Annotated in this window: 21 protein-coding genes; 9 read left to right on the top strand and 12 right to left on the bottom strand. The window is 48.9% G+C overall.

Annotated features, from left to right (window positions below; translation table 11 throughout):
• Positions 1-200 precede the first annotated feature (200 nt).
• The 7 genes from rlmB to NX720_RS08240 all read left to right on the top strand — a co-directional run bounded on the left by rlmB (position 201) and on the right by NX720_RS08240 (position 7,094).
• Positions 201-938, top strand: coding sequence for a 23S rRNA (guanosine(2251)-2'-O)-methyltransferase RlmB (gene rlmB / locus NX720_RS08270; protein WP_262600637.1), 738 nt, complete (start codon positions 201-203; stop codon positions 936-938).
• 566 nt (positions 939-1,504) lie between these two features.
• Positions 1,505-2,503, top strand: a complete 999-nt coding sequence (locus NX720_RS08265) for a hypothetical protein (RefSeq protein WP_262600636.1) — start codon at positions 1,505-1,507, stop codon at positions 2,501-2,503.
• Positions 2,504-2,767: 264 nt separating this feature from the next.
• Positions 2,768-3,217: a 30S ribosomal protein S6 gene (gene rpsF, locus NX720_RS08260; RefSeq protein WP_262600635.1), complete on the top strand. Its 450-nt coding sequence runs from the start codon at positions 2,768-2,770 to the stop codon at positions 3,215-3,217.
• A 32-nt stretch (positions 3,218-3,249) separates the two neighbouring features.
• Positions 3,250-3,474, top strand: coding sequence for a 30S ribosomal protein S18 (gene rpsR / locus NX720_RS08255; protein WP_262564899.1), 225 nt, complete (start codon positions 3,250-3,252; stop codon positions 3,472-3,474).
• 30 nt (positions 3,475-3,504) lie between these two features.
• Entirely contained in the window at positions 3,505-4,389 is an 885-nt protein-coding gene (locus tag NX720_RS08250) for a YybS family protein (protein ID WP_262600633.1), read from the top strand.
• Between the two features lie 16 nt (positions 4,390-4,405).
• Entirely contained in the window at positions 4,406-4,852 is a 447-nt protein-coding gene (gene rplI, locus NX720_RS08245; RefSeq protein WP_262600632.1) for a 50S ribosomal protein L9, read from the top strand.
• A gap of 217 nt (positions 4,853-5,069) precedes the next feature.
• The gene (locus NX720_RS08240; RefSeq protein ID WP_262600631.1) at positions 5,070-7,094 is read left to right on the top strand and encodes a PhoX family protein; all 2,025 of its coding nucleotides are present in this window, start codon (positions 5,070-5,072) and stop codon (positions 7,092-7,094) included.
• A gap of 57 nt (positions 7,095-7,151) precedes the next feature.
• Here the strand turns inward: NX720_RS08240 and NX720_RS08235 are convergent, their stop codons facing one another.
• Positions 7,152-8,069 (bottom strand): DUF2608 domain-containing protein, encoded by a 918-nt coding sequence (locus NX720_RS08235; protein WP_262600630.1) that lies wholly within the window; start codon positions 8,067-8,069, stop codon positions 7,152-7,154.
• A gap of 120 nt (positions 8,070-8,189) precedes the next feature.
• Between NX720_RS08235 and dnaB the strand changes: the two genes are divergently transcribed.
• A complete protein-coding gene (gene dnaB / locus NX720_RS08230) occupies positions 8,190-10,937 on the top strand; it encodes a replicative DNA helicase (protein ID WP_318654107.1) in 2,748 nt (915 codons plus the stop codon).
• A gap of 59 nt (positions 10,938-10,996) precedes the next feature.
• On the opposite strand, the gene NX720_RS08225 is transcribed toward dnaB, so the two are convergent.
• The 3 genes from NX720_RS08225 to NX720_RS08220 form a co-directional block, all read right to left on the bottom strand.
• Complete coding sequence (locus NX720_RS08225) at positions 10,997-12,247, bottom strand: RNA-guided endonuclease InsQ/TnpB family protein (RefSeq protein ID WP_404831057.1); 1,251 nt, start codon at positions 12,245-12,247, stop codon at positions 10,997-10,999.
• Positions 12,135-12,608 (bottom strand): recombinase family protein, encoded by a 474-nt coding sequence (locus NX720_RS27045; protein ID WP_404831083.1) that lies wholly within the window; start codon positions 12,606-12,608, stop codon positions 12,135-12,137. Before NX720_RS27045 ends, NX720_RS08225 begins: the two co-directional genes overlap by 113 nt.
• Positions 12,609-12,779: 171 nt before the next feature.
• A complete protein-coding gene (locus NX720_RS08220; protein ID WP_262600627.1) occupies positions 12,780-13,769 on the bottom strand; it encodes a serine/threonine protein kinase in 990 nt (329 codons plus the stop codon).
• Between the two features lie 182 nt (positions 13,770-13,951).
• Here NX720_RS08220 and NX720_RS08215 point away from each other — a divergent pair, with 182 nt between their 5' ends.
• The gene (locus tag NX720_RS08215; protein ID WP_262600626.1) at positions 13,952-14,932 is read left to right on the top strand and encodes a hypothetical protein; all 981 of its coding nucleotides are present in this window, start codon (positions 13,952-13,954) and stop codon (positions 14,930-14,932) included.
• Positions 14,933-15,027: 95 nt separating this feature from the next.
• On the opposite strand, the gene NX720_RS08210 is transcribed toward NX720_RS08215, so the two are convergent.
• From NX720_RS08210 to NX720_RS08175, 8 genes are all read right to left on the bottom strand, one after another.
• Positions 15,028-15,645: a helix-turn-helix transcriptional regulator gene (locus NX720_RS08210; RefSeq protein ID WP_262600625.1), complete on the bottom strand. Its 618-nt coding sequence runs from the start codon at positions 15,643-15,645 to the stop codon at positions 15,028-15,030.
• Positions 15,646-15,855: 210 nt separating this feature from the next.
• On the bottom strand, positions 15,856-17,136 hold the full coding sequence (locus tag NX720_RS08205; RefSeq protein ID WP_262600623.1) for an L-cysteine desulfidase family protein: 1,281 nt from the start codon (positions 17,134-17,136) through the stop codon (positions 15,856-15,858).
• Between the two features lie 164 nt (positions 17,137-17,300).
• Positions 17,301-17,681, bottom strand: a complete 381-nt coding sequence (locus NX720_RS08200) for a RidA family protein (RefSeq protein ID WP_262600622.1) — start codon at positions 17,679-17,681, stop codon at positions 17,301-17,303.
• A 334-nt stretch (positions 17,682-18,015) separates the two neighbouring features.
• Positions 18,016-19,281: an MFS transporter gene (locus NX720_RS08195; protein ID WP_262600620.1), complete on the bottom strand. Its 1,266-nt coding sequence runs from the start codon at positions 19,279-19,281 to the stop codon at positions 18,016-18,018.
• Positions 19,282-19,368: 87 nt separating this feature from the next.
• A complete protein-coding gene (locus NX720_RS08190; RefSeq protein WP_262600619.1) occupies positions 19,369-20,109 on the bottom strand; it encodes a gamma-glutamyl-gamma-aminobutyrate hydrolase family protein in 741 nt (246 codons plus the stop codon).
• A gap of 339 nt (positions 20,110-20,448) precedes the next feature.
• Positions 20,449-21,783 (bottom strand): lysine N(6)-hydroxylase/L-ornithine N(5)-oxygenase family protein, encoded by a 1,335-nt coding sequence (locus NX720_RS08185; protein ID WP_262600618.1) that lies wholly within the window; start codon positions 21,781-21,783, stop codon positions 20,449-20,451.
• A 3-nt stretch (positions 21,784-21,786) separates the two neighbouring features.
• A complete protein-coding gene (locus NX720_RS08180) occupies positions 21,787-23,583 on the bottom strand; it encodes an IucA/IucC family protein (RefSeq protein ID WP_262600616.1) in 1,797 nt (598 codons plus the stop codon).
• Positions 23,580-24,599: a GNAT family N-acetyltransferase gene (locus NX720_RS08175; protein ID WP_262600614.1), complete on the bottom strand. Its 1,020-nt coding sequence runs from the start codon at positions 24,597-24,599 to the stop codon at positions 23,580-23,582. The genes NX720_RS08180 and NX720_RS08175 overlap by 4 nt, the downstream gene beginning before the upstream one ends.
• Positions 24,600-24,601: the final 2 nt, after the last annotated feature.

Genomic DNA, 24,601 nt, shown 5'->3' with positions numbered 1-24,601 from the left:
TCCCTCCTTTTTTTGTGAAAATGAGGAGGGGGAGAGCTGACAGACCTGAAGCGGCTCGCCGTGTTAATATCCCTGCTTCCCTTTTTATCGCCGTTAATGGCTGCATGACGTTTCCTTTCTGGTTCAGGTTACCCAAACCCCATTGGCTGAATGTCAAAACTATCTGAACAGTAAGGTTTTCACAGGATTGAACGATTCCCATGAATGATGATGTTGTTTTTGGCCTGCACGCTGTGCAGAGCCTGTTTGAGCACTCGCCGGAAAAAGTGCTGGAACTGATGATTCAGAAAGGCCGGACCGACAAGCGGATAAATCAGTTAGTTGACGACGCTCGTCGTCAGGGCGTGACCGTACGTTTTGTAGAACGCAACCGCCTGGATGGCAGAGTAGACGGCGGTGTCCATCAGGGTATTGTTGCCCGTGTCGCACAGGCAAAAGTCTATCGGGAAGGTGATCTTGAAGACCTTCTGGACAATCTGGATGAGCCGCCTTTCCTGTTGATTCTGGATGGTGTCACAGACCCTCATAATCTGGGTGCCTGCCTGCGTACGGCTGACGCTGCGGGTGTGCATGCCATGATTACCCCCAGAGACAAATCAGCCAGTCTGAACGCCACCGCCAGAAAAGTGGCCTGTGGCGCTGCCGACAATGTGCCACTGGTTCAGGTGACCAACCTGTCCCGTACCATGGAGTGGCTGAAAGAGCGTGGTGTCTGGATGATTGGTACTGCTGGCGAAAGTGCTGGCAATGTCTATGAGGCAGACCTTAAAGGCTCTATGGCCCTGGTGATGGGAGCGGAAGGCAAGGGGATGCGCCGCCTGACCAGGGATAAATGCGACTCTCTGGTGTTTATTCCCATGGCGGGCACTGTCAGTAGCCTGAACGTATCGGTGGCTACCGGTGTTTGCCTGTTTGAAGCCGTGCGGCAGAGGTCTTAGGGAAGCAGCAGAACATAATATACCGCTGTTGGCTTTTGGCGGTTGGCTGTATGAGCAGCTAATAGCCAACAGCCAACAGCCAACAGCCCGGTAAGTTATTGAATGCTGCGCCCCTTAAGTAGCAAGGGCGCAGTCATCGAGCTGCGCCCTTTCTGTTTTTTTTCTTGCATTCACATAAGTTACTGCTAAATAACAGGAGCGGTTTTCGCATCGCATAAATTATTAAATTAAGAACTGAATAAGGAGTCGTTGTGAAATATTGTCACATTTCTTTTGCTGTCTGTTTTATGTCCTTATCGTCTTTGGCTTTCAGTAGTATTTATTCAGAACTGCCAGGTGTTGGTGTGAGTGCTCAAGTCAGTGAATGTAGTGATTTCTTTCCAGGTCCCTGTCTTTCCATAAAAAAGCAAAACAGTTTAAGAGTTGCTTACCCTCAATTATTTAAGGAGGCGGAGAACAAAAGGTTTTTAGTCAGTACGCCTGATAATAATCTCCAACTTATTATCCATCAGGACAACACGGACCAGTACTCACTTCATTTTATTAACAGCCCCAAAAGCCAATCAGTGTCTCAGGAGAAACTCAGCCCCTATTTTCGAAACCTGAAACGTATTGCCAGATCCAATGTCAGGATAAAATACACCCCCGTGAATAACGCCCTGACTTTTATCCACCCGCAAGGTTCTGTCGTTATTACCGTTGATGGCTTTTACTCCGACTTAAATCAGAGGGCCGTTATTGCCACTATGCTTTCCGAGAAGGCAATTGCTGTAATCGGCACTGTTGCTGAAGCGATCAGCTCTGATGTAGCGGTTAGTCCGGATACAGTGTTCAGTATGAATAAAAATAGCGACAGAGTTCCGGAAAGTGACAAAGGTACTTTTCTGGAAGCTTACGAAGGGCATTATGTATTTCATCCATATCCTGAACTTTTTTATTCATCGCCTGACCACGGGCCCTCCCTTGAAAGTGTAACTATCGAGAGCGCAAAGTTTGAAAATAAGGCGTATGAGTACTCTCTGGGCGATGCATACAAGCTCAGCTTTTCAGATTTCGGTCAAGCCGTGATCAAACCCATTGGCGATGCTCACAATGGAGAAGAACCGACGGATGGGAAAAACCATCAACATGGGAAAAAGCAAAAACAGAAAAGTGACAGTGGTGCGTCAGGAGCCTCCACTTCACAACAAAAGAGGCAGCAAGGGTCGGGAGCCAGAGGGGCCGCAGGGGCATCTTCCGGTGGCGGTGGCAAACGCCCTCCCAGAAAAAACGAGCCCCAAAAAAATATCCCTGCAGACTACAATGCAGCTCAGAAAACGCTTGAAGAAATTGATAATGATATCCAGTCTTTCGTTCAAGCACTTAGGAAAGCCAATGAAAGGCTGGCATCTCTCCGTTCCCCAAACAGGCGTGTTCAAGAACCTGCAGACACATTACCAGATGCTCCAGAGGTTGCTATGGGTGGCTCTGGGGATTCTTCCACTCTGAAGGCCATTATTAGGGAGTTGAATGAGAAACTCCGCCTTGCACGTGAACGCAAGAGGGAGCTTGACATGAAAAAATGAAAACAAGGGCTGCCGTCGAGGTAATGTAGCGTATGCACTTACCTCCCGGTGACCGATCCTGCTTGCAACTATAGTCACAGTTCTCTAAAATTCCGGCTCTTTGTATGCTGGGCTAGGTGTGCAGGGTTCTGATGGCTGTGGGCTGTCATTACTTGGTACATTTGTCCAACTCCTTGCCTTACCGCACTTTCTCTTAGCTATTGCTATTTGCATTAGCTTTTTGAAAGGTGAGCGGGAGGCTGTTTAACCCGTAAGGAGCAAATAATGCGTCATTACGAAATTGTTTTCCTGGTTCATCCAGACCAGAGCGAGCAAGTACCAGCGATGGTAGAGCGTTACACCCGCGCTATCTCCGAAAATGGCGGTCAGGTACACCGTCTGGAAGATTGGGGCCGTCGCCAGCTGGCTTACCCAATCAACAAAATCCACAAAGCTCACTATGTTCTGATGAACATTGAGTGTGGCAACGAAGTCCTGAGCGAGTTGACTGACAACTTCCGTTACAACGATGCCGTTATCCGTAACATGGTTATCCGTCGTGACGAAGCGATCACTGAAGCTTCCATCATGATGCAGGCTGAAGAGAAGCGTGACCGTCGTGACGACCGTCGCGAAGATCGCCGCGACGATCGTCGTGAAGAGCGTCGTGAAGAGCGTCGTGAAGAAGCTGCTCCAGCTGCTGAAGAAGCTCCAGCTGCCGAAGCCGCTGAATAATCATTACTCGCTTAATTTAAGGAGACGTTGTCATGGCACGTTTTTTCCGTCGCAGGAAGTTTTGCCGTTTCACCGCTGAAGGCGTGAAAGAGATCGATTACAAAGATCTGAACACCCTGAAAGCCTACATTTCTGAAACTGGTAAGATCGTACCTAGCCGTATTACCGGTACTAAGGCTCGTTACCAGCGTCAGCTGGCTACTGCTATCAAGCGCGCTCGTTACGTGGCACTGCTGCCATTCACCGATCGTCACTGATATCCGGTAATTGGAACTAAGGTATAGCTAATGCGTGGACTGGCAAATTATGCAATGCGTGGCCCCGGACAAGCTCTGTTTCTGGCCGTGTTGTTTGCCAGCATCCCGATGTTGTTCTGGCTCAGCTCAGCGGTTATTGCCCTGGTAATACTACGACGTGGTATTGATCACGGCCTGAAACTGCTGATGTGGGCTCTGCTTCCGGCCATAGGCTGGGCAGCCGCTGGTCAGTTCAACGTGATAACAGGTCTGCTGGCGACTACGCTACTGGCCTGTACATTACGCCAGACGGTTTCCTGGCCGAAGACTCTCCTGGCGCTGGTTCCGATTGGGGGAGCGATGGCTCTTTCACTGTTCCAGCTGGCACCGCAGCAAATCGCTCTGCTCACCGAGGCAGTGATGGGTCTTCTTATGAAGATTCTGCCGGGGCAGGGCGCAGAGAGCGCGGTCGACATAGGAACTCAGCTGAAACCGTTAGTTGAGTACGGCGTGGTAGGAATGCTTGCCTGGTTTACCCTGGGCAGCAGTGTGTTGTCGCTGGTTCTGGCGCGAGCCTGGCAGTCGGCGTTATACAACCCTGGCGGATTCGGTGAAGAATTCCGCCGGGTGAAACTACCACCTGTTGTCAGCATGGCATTGCTGGCCCTGACTCTGGGTGGATCGGCCCTGTCACCTGTGTTGACAGCGTTGATTCCAATAGCTTCGCTGCCGCTGTTTATTGCAGGTATTGCCCTCGTACACGGGCTGGTAAACCTGAAACAGCTGGGAAGCTTCTGGCTGGTAGGCATGTATGTGTTGCTGATTTTAGTCACGCAACTGGCATACCCGGTTATTGTTTTGACCGCTTGTTTTGATAGCGTGTTTGATTTCCGTCGAAGGGCGGCAAACCGAAGCGCGCAGAACGGGCCAAAATAAAGGTAAGAGGTTAGCGATGGACGTTATCCTGCTTGAGAAAATCGCCAATCTGGGCGACCTGGGCGACAAGGTAACCGTTAAGTCTGGTTACGGTCGTAACTTCCTGATTCCATTCAGCAAGGCTGTTCCAGCGACTAAAGACAATGTAGCTGCTTTCGAAGCTCGTCGTACTGAACTGGAAAAAGCAGCTTCCGAGAAGCTGGCTGGTGCTGAGAAGCGCGCTGCTGAAATGGCAGAAATCGAACTGACCCTGACTGCTAAGGCAGGCGACGAAGGTAAACTGTTCGGTTCTATCGGTCCTCGCGACCTGGCTGAAGCCATCACCTCTGCTGGTGTTGCTGTTGCCAAGAGCGAAATCCGTATGCCAGAAGGTCCTATTCGCGCCACCGGCGAATACGACGTGGCTATCCAGCTGCACACTGACGTTGCTGCTGCTATCAAGGTATTCATTGAAGCTGAGTAATTTCAGGCTCAATAACACTTGATGAAAAATGCCCGCAGGTTTCTGCGGGCATTTTTTTTGCGTGCAGAGAAAAAGATGCACATGAAATATTTCTTTCATGTGTTAGTCACCTATCTGACATATAGCTGTCGTTTAATGATTCTCGTCACGATAACTCTGAAGCAGACAATAACAACGTAGATTTCACTGCTTATAGAAATAACAAAGGTGAGAAAACATGAGCAAAGAGATTTCTGATCCAACGATTTATAACACCAGCCAAAATAAGCCGATGTCGTCTGTATTGGATGCCGAGCTGAGCCGGCGTGGTATTTTACGGGGCGGATTCGGCCTTGCGGCGATGGGTTTTTTATCAGGCCTGGGGCTGGCTGGCTGTGAGCTCAATGATTCCGATGACGATGATGTGACACCTCCGGCTGAATTAAAGCTGGGCTTTGATTCCATCCCCGGTGCCAAACTAAACGCAGTGGCTGTAGCTGCTGGATACAGCGCACAGATTCTGGCTCCCTGGGGAACACCGCTAAACAGTCAGGCGAACCCGTGGAAAAACGACGGAAGCAATACGTCACAGGACCAGCTCAATGCGGTGGGAATGCATCACGACGGTATGCACTTTTTTCCGCTGAATGGCAGCGATACGGAAGGTCTGTTGTGTATTAACCATGAGTACATTGACCAGAGTGCGTTGCATCCGAGTGGCGCTACAGTGGTTGACGGAAAGCGTCCGGCGGAAGAAGTTCGTAAGGAAATCAATGCCCATGGTATTTCTGTGGTGCATATCAGGCTGGTCGATGGTGTCTGGGATGTTGTGACAGGCAGCGCTTATAATCGTCGTATTACTTCTGCTACCGAAATGGATGTGACAGGCCCCATCGCAGGCAGTGGTTTACTGGTTACTAAATACACGACAGGTCGTGGCGTTGAGAATATTGCAAGGGGCACTAACAACAACTGCGGTAATGGTTATACGCCCTGGGGCACTTATCTTACCTGTGAAGAGAACTGGCCTTATGTTTTTGTGAATAAAGGCACACAGGGCACGGGTCAGGTAAGAATGGGTATTCCGACAGAGGAGACTCGTTATAGCTGGGAGACGGCTGAAGGCGGTTTATACGACGAGTTTGCACGGTTCAATGTCACGCCTTCAGGAGCCGATGCTAAGGAAGACTTCCGCAACGAAGCCAATGGGCATGGTTATATTGTCGAAATCGATCCTTATAACCCTGCCTCCCGCCCTGTTAAACGCACAGCCCTGGGGCGTTTTCGTCATGAAGATGTCACTTTTGGCAAGCTGGAAAAAGGCAAACCTGTGGTTTTTTACACAGGGCATGATGGGCACTTTGAGTATATCTACAAATATGTGTCGACTAAGTTGTGGGATCCTGCGGATGCCAGCCGGACTGACCGGCTTCGTGTTGGGTCAGAATATATGGATGATGGCATTCTGTTCGTTGCCCGGTTTAATGAAGAGGGTAAGGGTTCCTGGATTCCTTTGCTGGAAAGCACGATAACCCAATCGGGTAAAACCCTGAAAGAAGTGGTAGGTTCGCAGGCGGAGATTATTCTGAATTGTCCGTGGGCAGGTGATGAGGTTGGAGCAACGCCTATGGATCGCCCGGAGTGGACCGCGGTAGACCCCGCTACCGGACTGGTTTATGTGACACTGACCAATAACACCAATCGCACAGACGCTAATACGCCCAATCCAAGAACAAACAATAAATTTGGTCATATCATTCGCTGGCAGGAAGGTGCTGCGGCGACGGAGTTTACCTGGGATTTCTTTGTCTTTGGCTCGCCAGCCAGTGGTGACAGTGTCACCAATCGGTCTGGTTTAACGGCTCGTAATGAGTTTGCCAGCCCGGATGGTCTGGCTTTCGATAGTCGCGGTATCCTCTGGATTCAGACTGACAACGGTGCTGATGAAGTAGAGGAAAACACCAATGATCAGATGCTGGCAGTGATTCCATCCAGACTGAGTAATGCCGACTCTGGCGAGCCTGTGATTGATGGAAATAATCAGGATCAGCTACGGCGGTTTTTTGTTGGCCCTAATGGTTGTGAAGTGACTGGCCTTGCCTTTACAGGGGATAACAAAAATTTCTTTGTGAATATTCAGCATCCGTCAAACTGGCCTTACAGCACCAATGCGGCTGAAGAGACACCCGTCGGGGTATCGGTAAGGCCAAGGGCATCAACCGTGGTTATTATGAAGAACGATGGTGGGGAAATCGGTGTTTAAGGGTTGGTTTAAACTGCGGATTAGAATTAGACGGTTTTTGTCGTTCAGGTGTTAAGTTTAATTAATGTCAGGCCATGAATCGTCGCTTTCCCCGTTTTCCGTATCGTCATTGTCATCATCACCGTCAGGCTTGGGGTGGAAAAAGAAAGCACGAGATTTATATGCCTCGGCCTGCGGTGGTTGATATTTGCCCAGAGTTTCCGACTTTAGCCAAAAACCGAGTACGTTAATACCGGCTGCGCTTAACGTGTTGACAACATTCTGGACATTACCCGGTAAGTCATCAATGAATAAAACGGTATCGTATTCATTACTGAGGTTGTAAAACTCTAACAGATAATTCCCTTTAGGATTATGGTTGGTATATATGATGTTTTCTCTATACCCTGAATTTTGTGAGTTTATAAAATGCGTTTGAGTAGTTACTATATCAATGGCATTGCTTTGTCCCGTAAGATTAATACCTGATTGCCTCAGACGGGCTTGAGACCGACTACTTCTCATTGTTAACCCAATAACATCTGTTATTTTCGTTAAATGATTGACCCATCCTGCCAGCCTGCCAGGAATATAATTGTGCCCGCTTGTTGTTGGTTTTTGATGAGTCAGGCCGCAGGCCTGAGCATTATAAGAACCCGTCATGCTGAATGCGCAAGAAGCTCTTACATTTTGCATTTCCCTCCACATTTCCGGTCCGAGCTGCAAAAATTCAGGTTCATACTGTTCTTGCGAAACGGTCTTTCTTGTTTGTGTTCTTATCAGCACATTGTCGAGGTCAAATACAACAAGCACCCTTCCGGTATGACTCAATTCGACTGCTTTAGAGATAAACTCCGCAATGGACTCTATTGCCCTTATCTCGTTGCAGGACTGTGAGTCTGGCTTTGGTTGTATCGGGGGGGGATCCATCCCGTGGGAAGCAATGCCAAAAAATAAGAGTAAACACAAGTAATAGTTGCGCACTGAAATGGCCATTGAAATACACTAAGGAAGGCGTAGTGTAGCTTGTGATTTAATTATCATGCCCAAAAATTCACTCTGTCTACCACGGTTGAGTTGCGGTATTCTGTAGTGCTAACTGACAACCTGTTTATTATGGCCATGCAAAGTACCCTGCAAGAAGCTGAATTACCCATTGATCAAGCAACAGTTAACCTGAAAACTCCGCCTCATTCTATTGAGGCGGAGCAGTCTGTGCTGGGCGGCCTGATGCTGGATAACGAAGCGTGGGACAAGGTTGGGGATAAAATCACGGGTGATGATTTTTACCATCCCCGCCATCGTATCATCTATACGGCGATGGCAAAGTCCGCTAATGAAAGCCTGCCTTTTGATCCGCTGATGCTGGCTGACACTCTGGATCGTCAGGGAGAACTGGACGATGCCGGTGGCATGCTTTACATCACTGAGCTGGTGTCCAGTGTGGCCGGGGTTGCGAACATTGAAGCCTATGCCAATATCATTCAGGAACGCTCAGTGCTTCGCAAACTGATTAATATCAGTCAGAAGATTACTGAAAGGGCTTATAACCCTGAAGGTCTGAACAGTCAGGATGTACTGGACGAAGCGGAGCGTCTGGTTTTCAACATCGCCGAAGAACGTCCGAAAACCGGTGGCCCCCAGGGGGTTCGTGAAATCCTTGATAACACCGTCAAGAAGATTGACGAGCTGTTTAATGCCGGTGATGCCATTACCGGTATTACCACCGGTTTTACCGATCTGGATAACATGACGTCGGGGATGCAGCCGTCCGATATGGTGATTGTGGCTGCACGTCCGTCCATGGGTAAGTGCATCGTTTCAGGTAGTCGTGTGCTTGATCCTGAGTCCGGTGAGCTGGTTAAGATTGATGATATTGTTATCCGGCAGTCTGGTTCGCTGCTTTCTCTGGGGGATGATTTTCGTCTAAGTCCTGCAACGCCATCGGCTTTTGTGGACGATGGCTTAAAACCTGTCTTTAAAGTTAAGACCGCTTTAGGGCGAACCATAGAAACTACATTGACCCACCCTTTTCTGTCGGGTGCTGGCTGGCAGCCTCTGGGCAATCTCAAAGTGGGTGATGCCGTTGCTGTGCCAAGAGTTTTACCCGTGTTTGGTCATAAGCGTCTACCTGACCATAAAATCAGGTTAATGGCTTATTTTATTGGTGATGGCGGAACAACGCAGGCCTCTCTGCTCTTTACCAATAGCAATGAAAGAGTGCTGGAAGATTTTATTGCAGCGGTTAACGATTTCGGTGGGGTTAAAGGCGTTCGCATTGAAGGCAGTGAAGGTACTCCGTCCGTAAGGGTTAGCAGTGATCTGGAACAGGTTTTTGAAGCTCGTCGGCGGGGTCGCGCAGAAGAACTGTTTCCCGGTGGCTATGAGCAGGCGGTCTGGAGTGATCAAAACCCATTAACAAAATGGCTGGATGCGCTCGGCCTGAACAACAGGCTGGCCCATGAAAAAACAATACCAGATATTGTTTATCAGTTGGAAAAAGACAGTCTGGCCATATTCCTGAGTCACCTCTTTACTTGTGATGGCAGTGCTTTTGTCCAGGCAAACAGCCAGTGCCGTATATCCTACTCATCCTCAAGCTATGAACTGATCAAAGGGCTGCAACATCTTCTGCTGCGCTTTGGTGTTAATGCCAAAGTAAGAGATAAGGTAACCAGCTATGAGGGGGCGCAGGTTCCTTATGAGCTGGAAGTGCTGAGCCAGTCTTCAATTCAGGCATTTATTGACAATATTGATATTTTTGCCAAAGAGGATCGTATTGAAGCGGTTCGAAAGGCGCTGGCAGGAAAAAAACCTCATGACAATAGTGACACCCTGCCAGAGTCAGTTTGTGAGTATATTTTAAAACTGAAAAGTGACCGGAGCTGGAGAGAAATTTACACCAGTGCCGGGAAGGCTTATCCCGAAAATTATAACCCTCACCTGACAGGAAAAAGCCGACGTGGGATCAGCAGAAGGCGGGCTTCCTTATTTGCTGAACTTTTTGCTGATGACTATTTACGTCGTCTTGCCAACTCGGATGTCTACTGGGACAAAATTGTTGCTATAGAACCTCAGGGTGACAAGCAGGTATACGACCTGACAGTGCCGGACACCCATAACTTTGTTGCAGAAGACTTCTGTGTTCATAACACGACCTTCGCCATGAACCTGGTAGAAAACGCATTGCTGAATACCGACAAGGGCATCATGGTCTTCAGTCTGGAAATGCCCAGTGAACAATTGATGATGCGTATGTTGTCCTCTCTGGGGCGGATCAACCAGTCCAAGGTGCGTTCCGGTAATCTGGAAGAAGAAGACTGGCCCAAGCTGGTGTCGGCGGTTGAGCGCATCAAGGATAAGAAGTTGTTTATTGATGATACTGCCGGTATCAGTCCTTCAGAAATGCGTTCCCGCGCCCGCCGGATTGTCAGGGAGCATGGCGAGCTGGGTATGATCATGATCGACTATCTGCAACTGATGCAGATACCGGGTTACGACCAGGGGCGAACCAACGAGATTTCTGAAATTTCCCGTTCTCTGAAAGCCATTGCCAAAGAGTTTAATGTGCCGGTTATTGCATTGTCGCAGTTGAACCGATCCCTTGAGCAGCGTCCTAACAAGCGCCCGGTTAACTCCGACCTGCGTGAATCCGGAGCGATTGAGCAGGATGCTGACGTCATTATGTTTATTTACCGTGATGAAGTGTATAACCCGGATACCGAGTACAAAGGGGTGGGCGAGATTATCATTGGTAAGCAGCGTAATGGCCCTATCGGCTCTGTCAGGCTGGCATTTATTGGTCAGTACACCCGTTTTGAAAACCTGGCGCCTGATGCTTACAACTTTGATGACGATGAATAATCGTCATCAACTCTTTCTCTTGATTAAAACCGCAACGAACGCAACATTCGTTGTTATGATTAAGGCTCAAGCTGCCTTGTTAGATTTTTAAGAAGGACGTTTCTCGCACCGTTGATGTCTCTGTCAACGGTGAAACCATTGCCTTTTATAACTTTTGATGAACCAAGCCGATCATCAATACTGCCATCCCATGAGCGGGTCTTTGACGTGTACGCTTCATTGCAATCCACAACGTGCTTTCCGTACTTTCTGGCGTACCACTTCAAACGCACCTTAAACCCGTAATGATTGAGATCTAGCATCTGGCGGCAGGTATTCCGGCGTATGGTACGCACCTTTTTGTCTTTTCGCGTGACCATACCCCTCGTCTCGAAAGACGGCAGAAAGATAACGTCATAATTGGATACAAGCTCGAACGCCAGTCGGTTATGCAAGTCCAGAATAATGTCATCTTTCTTGCACTTGAGGCGGTTAATCTCTTTGTCAAAGTTGACAATACGATCCTGCGCCCACTGAGGCATGTCAGGAAACTTTATGCCTTTTTGGGTGTTCAGAATCTTTTGTTTTTGCCCAATGAGATTGTCAACTCGTTTCATAAGCGGGAACAACTTTTTTTTGGCAAAGTCATTTCCTGCAATTAAAGCCTCTTTATCGCTGAAACAGGTAGCAAAAGTTCGCACTCCGGGGTCTATCCCAACACACTTCACTGCGCCTTGGATATCGGCATTGAGTTCTATGTGTTGTTGAACCTGAATGAACCAGCGCCCTTTGTCACAGGTAATAACGCATGATTTACCAATGGCTTCGGCAGGCACTTCTTCCGTTAGATGGATTCTGCCCAACGCATTAACGCAAGGGTTCAATCCCTTTGGCAGTCTATCAATAGAGAATGAGTGCCTGCTTCCTTTACGGCTCTTAAAACTTATTTCTGAGAAACCTTCACTTGCCCCTTTGAGTTTTTTGTTTTTACTGCAAACAGACTTGAATGTTGTCGCTGCCGCTAGTGTTCCATTATCTGAAATAATAGAGTTATAAGCCCGTCCATTGTCTTTTTGCTCCTTCTCCACCTGAGCCTTTATCGACGGGCGCATATTAATAAATTTACCATTTTCGTCCTTGTATTTGTCATTGCGGAACCGCTCTACAGCCAGGTTGTAAGAACGCCTGTAAAGAGCAAGTGCATCCCTGTAGGCCGGTTCATTCTCCGGGTAAATTATGATCCTTTTTGATGCTACGATCTTTGCGCCTTTTAGCGGAACGCTTTCCGTAGTGGCTGTTGCAGAACGAGGTAATGAAACCGATAAGCTCATGGGTATCAAAGGCTTCACCGGAACCATTCGAGTCATCCAAAACTTCGATTTGTCCTCCTGATAATTCAACGAGCCACTTGATAAGTTCGAATCCTGATCGTGCGAGCCTGTCTTTTGTGGTAACCACAATGTGGGTTGGATGGTCGCACATCGCTGATTCCAGAATGGTTTGCAGTCCTTTTCGTTTAAAGTTGAAAGCACTGGCAATGTCACTGATAAATTCTGCGTCAGGATACCTTTCGAGCAAGCGTCGCCTTTGCGTAGCAATGGAAGATTTTTGCTTCCCTGAGCTAACCCTTGCATAGCATATCTTCCTCTGCTGGTTGATGAATATGCGGTAGTGACCCCCGCTCGTTTGCATTATTTTCTCGTAATGACCGCTTTCGATCTTTCGCCTTATTGTCTGGGTTGTTACGCCCTCAATCTTGGCAAGTTTGGTTGTGGATACCCACAAAATAAACGCCTCTGGCTATCTATGTTGTTGTCAGTATAACAAGTTATGTTGCGATTGTTGCATTTTTATTTAACTGTTTCACGGCATGATGGACAGTGGTGGTTCATCTAAAATCGCCATCTGTTCCCTTAATTCAAGAATATGTTCAGACCAGTAGCGTTCAGTGTTAAACCATGGAAAGGCCATGGGAAACGCCGGATCATTCCACCGCTTTGCCAGCCAGCCGCTGTAATTGATCAGGCGCAGGGTTCGGAAATACTCCACCAGGTTCAGCTCGATTGGGCTGAAGTCGTAGAATTCATTGTATCCTTCCAGTAGTTCAGACAGCTGCGCCGTCTGGTTGGCGCGATCACCCGAGAGGAACATCCATAAATCCTGAATAGCGGGTGCCATACAGGTGTCATCAAAATCAACAAAATGAGCGTTGTCGTCACGCCAGAGGATGTTGCCGCAGTGGGCATCGCCGTGAACCCGGATGGGTTTGGGTTGATAATGCTTTTCGATGCTATCCAGTTTTTCCAGAATATCTCTGCTCAGGGTTTCATAAGCAGGCAGAAGCGCCACAGGAATAAAATCGTTTTCCAACAGCCATTGGACGTTGTCTCTGCCATAACGCTGCAAGTTGATGCCAGGACGATGCCCGAAGGGTTTAGCGGCCCCAAGCTGGTGTAGCCTGCCCATGCAACGCCCCAGGGTGAGCAGGTGGTCGAAGTTATCCAACTCTGGAGGATAGCCACCTTTGCGCTCAAAGAGAGCAAACTGAAACCCTTCAAATTCATGCAGGGTTTCACCCTGTTCGTTCTTTAACGGAGGAACAATGGGAAATTCCATATCATGGAGTTCCAGGCTGAATTCGTGCTCTTCCAGAATTTGTGCTTTGCTCCAGCGCTGAGGGCGGTAAAACTTGGCAATGATGGGCGAGCTTTCTTCAATGCCCACCTGGTACACGCGGTTCTCATAGCTGTTTAATGCCATAATACGGGCATCGGACAGATAACCCTGGCTTTCAATGGCGTCCAGCACCCGATCCGGAGTGAGTTGATCGTAAGGGTGAGAGCTTGGGGTCATACTGATGTCCGCGTGCAAGTTAGGTAAAGCGGTATTCTATGGAGCGGGGTCATGGTTGTCGAATGAAAGGAACAGCTTTTCCAAAAGAGATAAAAAGTGAACTTTCATAAAAAGGCAAAGTCTGAGCATTGAAGAGAAGCTATAGAAAAGCTTGTTTTTACTGGTTCAGCAAGAATTTACAGATGATAAAAAAAGAAGTAAAACTCGTATTATTCATACTATTCAATACACTTTTGCCAGCAGTCCATGCGAATGAGCTTCCGGCTCGCTTTCTGCATTTAGCGGAGGACATGGATAAAGAAGCGTATGAGCGGGATTATGGGCAAAATCATGAAGTTGTATACCGCAGAAATCAACGCCCATACTACCGTGTAGATTATATCGAGAAACGGCTGGCTGCTATTTGCGCTACTTATAATCACTTGGGCAGAAGCTGTAAATCCGGGGTTATTGAGAAGCGTTCTGTCTTATTTTCGTGGATATCAGTTTTGCCTGAAAGCCAGACTCCGGAATTGCGAAAATGGGTTTCTTTTTATGCGCTGCAAAAACTCGATAACCATGCCGGGGGGAAGCCTCGGGCGGTGCAGCTTGAAGAAATTTTCTATGCACAAACCAGGGACTCTCAAAGAGTCTGGTTGCCTGTATTACCTTATTCTTCGCTCTGGAAAGATTGGGTCAGACAGCAGGAACGCTTTTATAATAAATCTTGCGTAGAGCCAGAGCCGGGCTGGGAGCGGAAGGAAAGAAACAGGTTTGAAGCTGCCAATAAGTCACGGGCGGAAGAAAACCGTCTTCAGCTTCACTATGCGCTTCACGGGCTTGATCCTGAAATCACCGAATGGATACAGCGTCAGTTGAAGCCGATATTTCCTGAAAACGCCGTACATGATCTTGAACCATCAAAATCCTATACGCTTTTGCTTAATATTCCCGGGGCTTTGAGTGACAGGTTGCTTCTGCCTGTAAATGAAAGTTTTTTTGCTTTGGATTCGAATGGGCATTTAGCCCCTGGCGGACAAAAGAGTGAGAACAGCATTTATAAGGAAGATGAGCAGTTATTGAAAGGAATTGTGTGTCTTGTTGTCTTTGCTATAAAACTTGTGACTTATAACAGGGCAATGCTTAAAGTCTGGCCTTTCACTCTGGTGAATGGCTTCCTGTAGCTGTAATCCTGTCAACAAACCTGGCTGACTGTAAGGCATTCAAGAGATGAAAGAATATCGTTACAGTCAGGCAGGCAGCTGCGGGGAGCTTGTTATCAACGGCTTTTCAATTCCCTTAAATGGCGATAAACCGTGTGATGGCTGATGCAGAGGTGATCCGCGACAAACTGTATCGCCTCTTTCAGTTCAAATATGCCCTGGTGAAACAGTTGTTCAATGATCGCTTTATTTTTCAACGAGGGCAGAACCTGATCATCGGACTCTACCGAGCGGATTGCCTTGGTAACAGAACTGTTCAGTAGGTCATCAAGATTTTTGGCAAAATTTTCCGGACTGTTGTCATGACCTTTTTCTGCTGGCGCGGTGGGTATCATTGAGCTGACTACTTCCCGAAACGGTGCGTCCAGGTTGACATTGATGCACAGCAGGGCAATGGCTTGCCCCTTCGGGTTTCTGATCACAGTGGTTACCGAGCGCATCATTTTGCCATCGGCAGTTTGTGTAAAGTAGCTGGTGGTGACATCCTGGCCTTCAGCCAGTTTGCTCATGGCGAGATCGGTGACTGGTGCTCCTTCAGTGCGGCCAGTTATATGGCCGTTGGCAATTTTTATCACAGAAGGATTATTTTTATCCAGGCTATGAAGCAGGACTTCCGTGTGGCCGCCAGAGACTGCGGCTATACCATCCACAACCGGCTTTATTGATTCAAGCATTGCTTTATCTGCCGGAGTTAACGTTATTAAACCCATGAATTACCCGTTTCTGAAACGTCCACATACTAGTACGTTAAGCTTCAGAACTTCACCTCTATCACATAAAGAAAACGACTGACTGCACAGATTTCGTGTTTGTCATGATAAAAGAGCCTGCTCACAAAGGGGTGTGAGCAAGCTCTTAATCAAGACTGACAGATCAAAAACGTATCAGGCAGTCATGATGCGAATAATGGCATGATCTGTATTTGGCATTCCAGTACTAACCATGTTGCCCACATTCCTGATGGTGTCTTCAACGGTCTCTGCAATAATGCCCTGCTCATTGGCTACGGAGCCACTCAGAGCCATCAGGCAAGATCGAACCGCAGCACCAGAAGAAGTGGCTACCTTCATAGCGCAGCTGGACTTGGCACCGTCACAGACCATACCGGAGCAGTCACTCATAACGTTCTGCATCGCATGGCTGCATTGCTCAAAAGAACCGCCACTCAGGTAAGTCATGGCAAACGCAGACGCTGAACTGGTGACAGAGTTGCCACAGAACGCAGACAGCGGCGGGTAGTGGGACTTGATGTAGATAGCCATCAGGTGGCTCATGGCCAGTGCCCGGGCCTGCATTTCTTCACCGACGTTTCTGAAACGAGCCATCTCTACAACGGGTACGGTGGCAGCGATGCCCTGGTTACCACTGCCGTAGTTGCTCATCGCTGGCAGTACGGCACCGCCCATGCGTGCGTCAGAGGCCGCGGATGTGCGCATAACGGTACGGTTGATAAGGTCTTCACCCAGAACGCCCTGGTCGATCTGGTCCATCATGGTGCGGCCTACTTTCAGACCGTAATCATTGGACATGCCTTCCTGAGACAGTGCGCAGTTAAGCTCTGCGGCTTCGTTCATAAACAGAATCGCTTCAGGCTCGATTTCTGTGGCAAATTCGTAAATGCCCCGGACGCTGATATCAACACCTTCACAAACGGATTCCGTGGTACCGCTGTCGGCGTTGCTGGTGTCCAGTTTAAAGAGGCTTTCGCCATTCAGTGTTTTTTCTGTGATGCGGGTATGTCCACCACTGATTTCAACGGTGGCCCTGTCCGTTCCTGCTTCAGTAATCACTTCACAGTAAATGAACACGTCAGACGCAATCGCTTCAACTTCAATCTGACCCTGGTCAATCATCTGTTTGGCGGCAGCTACATCATCAGCAGAAATATCTTTAAGAACTTCCAGGCCCATATCCGGAGCGCCAGCGACTGCGCCAGCCGCTGCGGCAATATGAAGCCCTTTATAACCGGTGCCGGGAACAAAAACGCCTACCGCATTTTTATACAGGTTTTCGGAAACCTTTACGGTTACTTTTTCTGGCTGGGTGCCGAGGATGCTGGTCGCTACTGCGGCGGCGTAAGCGGCAGATATAGGCTCAGTGCAACCCAGTGCAGGTTTAACAACGGACTTAATGATATTGATGTACTGAGACCACTGAGGCTTCACAGCAAAACTCCTGAGATGATTAAAACAGTTTGGCAGGTCGATTTGTGTTGGTGGAAGTGCTGGCAGGCAGGTATTGAGGGGAGCCTGCCAGCCTCTCCGGTGACAACAGAGCTAGGAAATCTGTCGTCATTCATGGGAATTGGCCAGCCAATAACAATGGGCTATTAAGCGCAGGCAGCAACCGCTTCCACTTCAACCAGAACACCCAGAGGCAGATCTTTAACGGCGAAGCAGCTGCGAGCCGGGCAGTCTTGACCAAAGTATTCAGCGTACACTGCGTTGAAGGCACCGAAGTCTTCGATGTCAGACAGGTAGCAAGTGGTTTTCAGGACGCCTTCCAGGGAAGAACCGCCAGCTTCCAGAACTGCTTGCAGGTTTTTCAGGCACTGATGGGACTGAGCGGAGATGCCGCCTTCAACCACGCCACCCAGCTCACGGCAAACAGGCAGCTGACCGGAAGTGAATACCAGGTTACCGTGCTTGGCACCGTGGGAATATGGACCGATAGCTTCTGGTGCTTTTGGAGAAGAGATACATTCTTTCATGGGGTTGCCTCAATAAGTAAACGCATTACCCGGTAATGCGTCGTTTGAAAAAAGCGCTCAAAAAAATTTGATCCGATCTTGGCAAATTCACGTCGTTCTTTCAATAGAAAAGCCCGCAGTCGAGCTGTTGCATTGATTGAAATCATTGTTTTAGTCTGGAGAGTTTGGATTTTAGACGCTAGTCATTCTGGCGGTCGATAATGGCGCAAATTTATTTATTTTTGCCGGTGCGATGTGTGTACCGGGGTGCGACTGTTTGTATGACCCGCAAAGCACAAAGCCGACAATAAAGCCGGCTTTGTTATGAAGGACGCACTAGAAAAGCAGTCTCAGGTTACCCCTGATAAGCGACTTTCAGTTCCTTCTCTTTTTTTGCAGAACGCTTATTGTAGGCCGCAAGCGTAAAGGCCATGACCAGACCCAGGACACTGAAGCCCAGCAGGATCATGAACGAGTAGTTGTAACCCTGAGCGCCTGGATAAGTATCGAGGATACGACCAATCAGCGGTGAAATAAACGCGTCTGGCGCCATACCCAGGGTGCAGATAAAGCCAACAAACGCACCGGTGTATTCCATTGGTACGCCGCTTTCCTCAACGGTGGCAAAGTAAACGCCACGGATAGATGCAATCATGATGCCAAGGCAGCCCATCAGTACTGCAAACGCCGTGTGGTTGCCGTCGCCAACAGTAATAATACCCAGCCATACTGCGCTCAGCAGTGCGAAGGACCAGAACAGTACCGTAGAAGGGCGTCCTACCTTGTCAGCGATAATGCCCAGCAGTGGCGCAAAAATTGGCTTGATGGCGTAGCTGCGCATAAACGACAGAATCATTACCATTCCGCCGCCCATACCCAGAACATGGGTCATATAAGGCGTGGTGTAATGTTGACCGCTGTTAGAAGCCATCAGGCCCATCACCATGAAACCGATAATCCAAGCCTGTGGCATGCGTACAACGACTTTCAGGTTTTTCAGCAGGTTGCGGTTGTCCCTGGTCGGTGCGGTATCTTCAAAGTTAATCCATGTAGTAACAGCGCTGACCAGGTTCATGACTGTGTAGGTCAGGATGATGGCCTGAAGTCCGGTTCTCGGGTTGTCAAACCAGGTAAACAGCAGACCTGCCACAGACGAGATAAGTGTAACGGCGAGCGCACGACCGCCTTCGAGGAAACCAAACAGGCGTCCCTGAACTTCAGAGTCTCCCAGTGAGCGAGTCAGCTTGATGTACGAGGCCCAGAACGTCAGTGTATGGGCAGCGCCCCACATCAGGTGCAGGCTCATGCCTACCCCGTAAGAAGGCAGGGTGGCGTAAATCATTCCGCCCAGGGCTGTGATCAGGTAGCTGAACACCAGAACTTTTCTGGCAGAGAATTTATCGGCAACGATACCGCCAAAGAAATAGAAGGCAATGGACGTCAGACCGTAGAGGCCGATCATGTTACCAAATTCTGTATTGGTAATACCCATGCCGTCGATCATCTGGTCATAGAACATGGCTCGCATGAAGACAAGCATGTAAATGTTGCCGCCGCCAATACAAAGCGCAACCATCTGGAGAATGGTCTTTTTATCAAAAGAAGCTTTTGACTCTGTCATTCTGTTACTCGGTGGAAAAAGTTTGAGAAGCTCAAGGGGGGCGCAGCCGCTGGCACTCCATGTTGCCAGCGAGCCATTACATTCGATTTAGCGAGAAGCTACTTCAGCAGATTTGTTAACCAGCGCTTTGAAGATATCCATGCACAGTGGTTCGTTATCAACCATCATTTCCGGATGGAACTGGTAGCCGTGCAGGTAGACATTGCTGTCAGTGTGCTCAATCGCTTCGATAACACCGTCCAGGCTGCTTCTTGCAGTCACTTTCAGGTCGTTGCCCACTTTGTTGATCGCCTGGTAGTGGAAAGAGTTCACGGCGCACACTTCTTTACCGCTGATCTGGTGCAGGTGAGAGTCTTTGTCGATATCAATGTTGTGAGCAGGGAAGTGCATTTGTGTATCGCCACCCCAGTGGTTATGAGCACCCGGGATGTCTTTGAGGACATTACCGTGCAGAGAACCACCCAGCAGGATGTTGATTTGCTGCATACCACGACAAACACCAATTACAGGCTTACCGGCTTTCATGAACGCTTTGATCAGCGCGCGCTCCCAGTAGTCACGTGGTGGGTACAGGTGGCTCATGTCCGGAGACATGCCTTCACCATAAAACTGAGGATCGATGTAGCACATACCACCGCTGATGACCAGCCCGTCCAGGCTGCGAGCAACGTTTTCAGCGTGCTCTTCAGGGTTGTCGTGAACAATCTGCAGCAGTACAGGAGAACCGCCCGCTTTGCAGATCGCGTCACCGTAACCGTGGTTCATGAATGACTTCAGGCCACGCAGGTAAGGGATTTCTTCAGTGCTAATTCCGATAATCGGCTTCATGGTAATTCCTGCTTCTATCCAGTGGCTGGATAATGATCAAAAAAATAATGTGTGCAACTATATTTGAATGAAAAGTGATAAGAAACCGGATTTAACGCAAAAAAAACTGTAAAACTACAGGATATAGACACAGATCAAAATCTCATCCTGTTTCAGTAGTTTCCACTCTGGTTTTAGGGGGATTCGGAGACTTTTGGAGGTGTTTTTCAGGTGTAAGGGGCTTTGTTATCGTAATATCCGCTTGTTAGCTGTTAGCTGTTAGCTGTTAGCTGTTAGCTGTTAGCTGTTAGCAGTATGAAGAACTAACAGCTAACAGCCAGAGGCCTGATCTGTTACCCGTTAGGGCAGGCAAGAGCGCTCTGGGAATTTATGCGACGCTGGCTGCCAGTTTATTATCGATCCGGAGTCGTTAATCTGGAAAAGCTCTTCTCTAGCCAGGTCATTAAGAATTCGTGCAGAACGCCATGCTGCCAGGCTCAGTTGAGGTTCAGCAATGCCGTGGCTATGCAGACCTGCATTCACTGCGTAGATTTTTCGGTCTTCAGGTCCCTGCCACTGAATTTTGAAATTAGACGTCAGTTGATAACGGTTACTTTCGTCTAATAGCAGAGCAGGCAACAATGGCTCCATACACTGCGGCAGTTTGTTCTCAAACCCTGTGCAGAGAATGACAATATCCGCCTTAATCCGTTCCTGCTGATCATGCAACGTATTATTTAATATCAGTTCATAGCAGCCATTCACGGATTGATTTAATCCTTCAAGAGTGCGGTCTGGTAAAAGCCCCCAGACCGGTTGACGGGAATCAGACAGATAAGTCCGGTCATAGAGCTCACGATAGAGCTCAGTCAGATAGGCGGGGGTGATTCCGTCACTCGCCAGTTTTTGTCGGTTGACGATAGCCGGCTTCTTTGATGCAGATATCGAGTAGAAACTGTCAACATACCCGGGCGTAAAAAACTGGTTGGTAAACGGTGTTTCATCCAGGGGCTCGAAATTTGGGCGCCGGGATATCCATTGGATGTCTGACACCTCTCCCCAGTGTCCCTGCAATGCGTTTAGAAACACTTCAGCACCTGTCTGGCCACCGCCCACCACTGCTAGTTTTTTGCCAGTCAGGTCGGGTGAACGGGCACTCAGCTCGCTGGCATGAAAGCAGTTTTTTCCCATATGTTTTTTGGTGCATTCGGGCACATGAGGTGCTTTCCCGGTACCCAGGCAAAGGTTACGAGCCCTGATGGTTTTGCGATCTGAATGAAGGATAAAACAGTCGTCTGCAAAGCTGACTTCACGAATCTCTGAATTGAATTGCAGGGATGGAAGATGGCGAGCCGTCCAGTCCATATAGTCTACAAATTCCTTACGACTGATAGCGGTTTTCTCAGTCGCCAGAAACTGATAGAAGCGGCCATGCTGAACCAGGTAGGAAAGAAAAGACCAGGGGCTGGTGGGGTTGACTGGTGTCACCAAATCTTTGAGATAAGAGGTTTGCATATGGGCTCCGGGCAGCATGAGCCCCGGGTGCCAGCTGAAAGAGGGCTTGCGATCAAAAAACTGAACGGTGTAGTCGGGCAGACCGTCAGCCAGAGCGGCGAGGCTCAGGTTAAAAGGGCCTATTCCAAGTCCGGCCAGGTCAAGCACATTTTCCTGACTATTTTCTTGTATCAAATTCATTTGTCATCCCTGAAGTGTTAAAGCCAATGGGTTAGCCAGGTTTGAACCCAGTTCCGGTAATGGTCGTTCAGTACTGTCACCGTACCCCAGACGAAACCTGACCCGGTTCAGGCAGATGCGAGCCATTTTCGTTTCAAACAGATCAAACAGTTTAAAACGGTCAGCCAGGCTGGGGTGGTCACTCATATAACTTTGTAGTTGTTGTCCGAGCAGCTGGTAGAACCGGTGCTCAGAAAATCCGGTTTCAGCCAGTACGTTCGATATAAAGCGCAGAACTGAGACAAAGTGCCCGGTCTGCAGGTCATGGATCAGGTGCTCAGAAGGCAGCCGGGTTGTCACGGCTTGAACCTCCTCTGGCAGTGAATCCAGCTCGGGGAAGTTCTGATTGATCAGGCGAAGATCACCCTGAAAGTCTTTCAGTGCGACTTTGGCTGGCTGGTTATCTGCCAGTACAAGCGTTACATTCTGCCCATGGGCAACCAGACCAACGCCGTATTTACACATAAGGTGATAAAGAGGGATCACCACAGCATTGAACAGTTTGTTCAGCCACGCTTCTGTAGTGAGTCCCGAGCGATGGATGTACGCTTCAATTAATGGTTGTCCATAGCCGTCTTTCTGGAAAAGGGTCGATATCAACACCGATTGTTCTTCCGGCGCTGTTTTGCTGTGTACGCTCTGACGCCAGATACACCCCAGCATCTCATGATACCGGTATGGGCCATCAGCGACCTGGTCATAGAGTGGGTGTGGATAGAATGCACCAGCCGGTTCTTCAAGGATAATTGTGCCCCGGGAGGCCAGCACTTCATCCTGAGCGGCTATCTCTGCCAGCCATTTTGAAAGCGCCGGACCTGCGGTGATATAACGCCCCGGAATGCCCCGATAGCAAGATGTATTCAAGATAGAAAGTGGCAGCTTGATATTCAGCTGCTGCGGCCTGGCCCGGTTGGTGAGCGTTCTCAAAGACTGCTGGGGAAGCATCGGGTCACCAAAACGCCCAAGATGGATAATATGCCCGGCAGCGATTTCACCAGCAAACAGGTTCACGATTTTGTTTAGCCATTGCCAGGGGTGGACAGGCATCAAGAGGTAGTGGCTGCTGTCAACGCCTCTATCCTGACAAAGCTTCTGTAATCGCTCCTGCTCTGATTGGCTCAAAGTGGCATCCAGCAAGTGCTGCTCGTCAAGATCACTGGCAACCCTCAGGTGACATTTTTTTCGACTAAGTGCCAGCCACTCCAGCTGGATATCAGGCAGAAACTCCGTTGCAAAAGCTTCGAAATCGTTAAGGCTCCATCCCATGCGCCCTTTGTTGACGGTGACTTTGGGATGACCGTCAAGTTGGGATTGCAGTTCATCGGCTGGCAGCTGAATCATGTCACTGGCGGTCATTGTACGATGGTTGTCTTGTAAACGGGATTCCGCCATCAGCGTGTTGCCCAGCTCTTCCAGAAAGTTACAGAGAGTGGCTGACTCGAATCCCAGTTCCGTTCTGGCGTCGATAAAAAACTGGCTGACATCTGCCGCTTTTGCCGGTAATGGCGGGGTGCGGCTGACGGTTTTCGAGTCAATGAGCAGTTGCCCCCAGATACTGCGGGCGGCGGAAAACTGGTAAGAAACGCCACTGTCCAGATCAAGGCAGAATTGGCCTGATACGGTTTCAGTCGGTTTAATGGCTTCTTCCCAATCTAATTCACTGAGTGTTTTAACCAGCAATTTCAGGTTTGCTTTCTGCCAGGGGTTGTCAGTTACCTGTCTCCGGCTAATTGGCTGATCAATAGGTGCCGGTTGATTCATAACTGAATGTCCTGAAAAAAGGTTTTCCTGTGGCAATGCACCAGGGCAGCCCGTTTATGGGGAAAATCAAACTCTTTGACAAACTCCCAGCCAGCAGGTGCCAGCAATTTCATTAATCGTTTATTGTCTGCCCTGGGTTCACCAACAAGTCTCATGGTGCGCGGATCGTCAAGGAACAAAAAGTGGCTTATCGACCGGGTCCAGCTCAGGGAGAAACGCGGGCCGAGGAACTTTGTGTTACCGACCAGTAAGTGGAATCCGCGGTCCCAGGGCTGGCAGTCGTAGTAGGGAGCGAGACGATCTTCCATTGCCCAATAAAGCTCCATATACCCGAATGGCTCGCCATTAAAACAACCTATAAGCGGCCATGTTCGTGTATCAGCCAGTAGTGTCCTGATGTACTCCTGAAGTTCGCCCCTGCTTTTTGCCATTTCCCAGAACTCGTTTACCCGTGGCTGATTCATCCAGTTGTGGAACAGAGAGAGATCCTGTTCCGGATCAATACTCCTGAATGAAACGGTCACGTCGCTTTGATAATCGTAGCGTTCATAGACTGTGCCAGCGGGCTGCTTTTGCCTGACCGGATGCTCGGTTCCACTGTCGTTCCGGGTCCAGATTTCCGGTGCTGGATGACTGTTTCTTTGCCAGTGCCACAGGGTGCGATCCTGATAAAAACCCTGCCTGATACAGATTGATGTGTCTGGTTCTGACCCTTTTGAATGAACCAGTCCTTTGTTTTCCAGTCGTTGGGTGAGTCCATTGTCGATAGTAATGCTGAGTACCGCAGGGTTTTTGGCAAACAGGTAATCAAGTGCCGCAGCCAACAGGTGGTTCGGCAGTCGGGCTGGAAGGTCAGAACGGTTTGCTGCCGACAGGCGTGGCATGTCATTACTACGGATCCTCAGCAGCAGTGAATGTTTATTGTCGTTTATAATCAGGGCATTAGAATCATACTGCCGTATGGTAATCGGTGTTGAAAGTGTCCCTGGCAGTGTGATGACTGGGGCTTCTTGCATAG

The organism is Endozoicomonas euniceicola (genome assembly GCF_025562755.1).
In the GTDB taxonomy this organism is placed as follows: Bacteria; Pseudomonadota; Gammaproteobacteria; order Pseudomonadales; family Endozoicomonadaceae; genus Endozoicomonas_A; species Endozoicomonas_A euniceicola.
Note: the sequence above shows the minus strand (reverse complement) of the source record. Positions and strands in the feature narration are given on the sequence as shown.

What these genes read in the sequence shown, in the direction of transcription:
- NX720_RS08220 (WP_262600627.1), bottom strand. Translation starts at nt 13,769, where the DNA reads ATGACCCCAAGCTCTCACCCTTACGATCAACTCACTCCGGATCGGGTG.
- NX720_RS08210 (WP_262600625.1), bottom strand. Translation starts at nt 15,645, where the DNA reads ATGCTTGAATCAATAAAGCCGGTTGTGGATGGTATAGCCGCAGTCTCT.
- NX720_RS08200 (WP_262600622.1), bottom strand. Translation starts at nt 17,681, where the DNA reads ATGAAAGAATGTATCTCTTCTCCAAAAGCACCAGAAGCTATCGGTCCA.
- dnaB (WP_318654107.1), top strand. Translation starts at nt 8,190, where the DNA reads ATGGCCATGCAAAGTACCCTGCAAGAAGCTGAATTACCCATTGATCAA.
- rpsF (WP_262600635.1), top strand. Translation starts at nt 2,768, where the DNA reads ATGCGTCATTACGAAATTGTTTTCCTGGTTCATCCAGACCAGAGCGAG.
- rpsR (WP_262564899.1), top strand. Translation starts at nt 3,250, where the DNA reads ATGGCACGTTTTTTCCGTCGCAGGAAGTTTTGCCGTTTCACCGCTGAA.
- NX720_RS08180 (WP_262600616.1), bottom strand. Translation starts at nt 23,583, where the DNA reads ATGAATCAACCGGCACCTATTGATCAGCCAATTAGCCGGAGACAGGTA.
- NX720_RS08175 (WP_262600614.1), bottom strand. Translation starts at nt 24,599, where the DNA reads ATGCAAGAAGCCCCAGTCATCACACTGCCAGGGACACTTTCAACACCG.
- rlmB (WP_262600637.1), top strand. Translation starts at nt 201, where the DNA reads ATGAATGATGATGTTGTTTTTGGCCTGCACGCTGTGCAGAGCCTGTTT.
- NX720_RS08185 (WP_262600618.1), bottom strand. Translation starts at nt 21,783, where the DNA reads ATGAATTTGATACAAGAAAATAGTCAGGAAAATGTGCTTGACCTGGCC.
- NX720_RS08225 (WP_404831057.1), bottom strand. Translation starts at nt 12,247, where the DNA reads ATGAGCTTATCGGTTTCATTACCTCGTTCTGCAACAGCCACTACGGAA.
- NX720_RS27045 (WP_404831083.1), bottom strand. Translation starts at nt 12,608, where the DNA reads ATGCAAACGAGCGGGGGTCACTACCGCATATTCATCAACCAGCAGAGG.
- NX720_RS08195 (WP_262600620.1), bottom strand. Translation starts at nt 19,281, where the DNA reads ATGACAGAGTCAAAAGCTTCTTTTGATAAAAAGACCATTCTCCAGATG.
- NX720_RS08215 (WP_262600626.1), top strand. Translation starts at nt 13,952, where the DNA reads ATGATAAAAAAAGAAGTAAAACTCGTATTATTCATACTATTCAATACA.
- NX720_RS08240 (WP_262600631.1), top strand. Translation starts at nt 5,070, where the DNA reads ATGAGCAAAGAGATTTCTGATCCAACGATTTATAACACCAGCCAAAAT.
- NX720_RS08190 (WP_262600619.1), bottom strand. Translation starts at nt 20,109, where the DNA reads ATGAAGCCGATTATCGGAATTAGCACTGAAGAAATCCCTTACCTGCGT.
- NX720_RS08235 (WP_262600630.1), bottom strand. Translation starts at nt 8,069, where the DNA reads ATGGCCATTTCAGTGCGCAACTATTACTTGTGTTTACTCTTATTTTTT.
- rplI (WP_262600632.1), top strand. Translation starts at nt 4,406, where the DNA reads ATGGACGTTATCCTGCTTGAGAAAATCGCCAATCTGGGCGACCTGGGC.
- NX720_RS08250 (WP_262600633.1), top strand. Translation starts at nt 3,505, where the DNA reads ATGCGTGGACTGGCAAATTATGCAATGCGTGGCCCCGGACAAGCTCTG.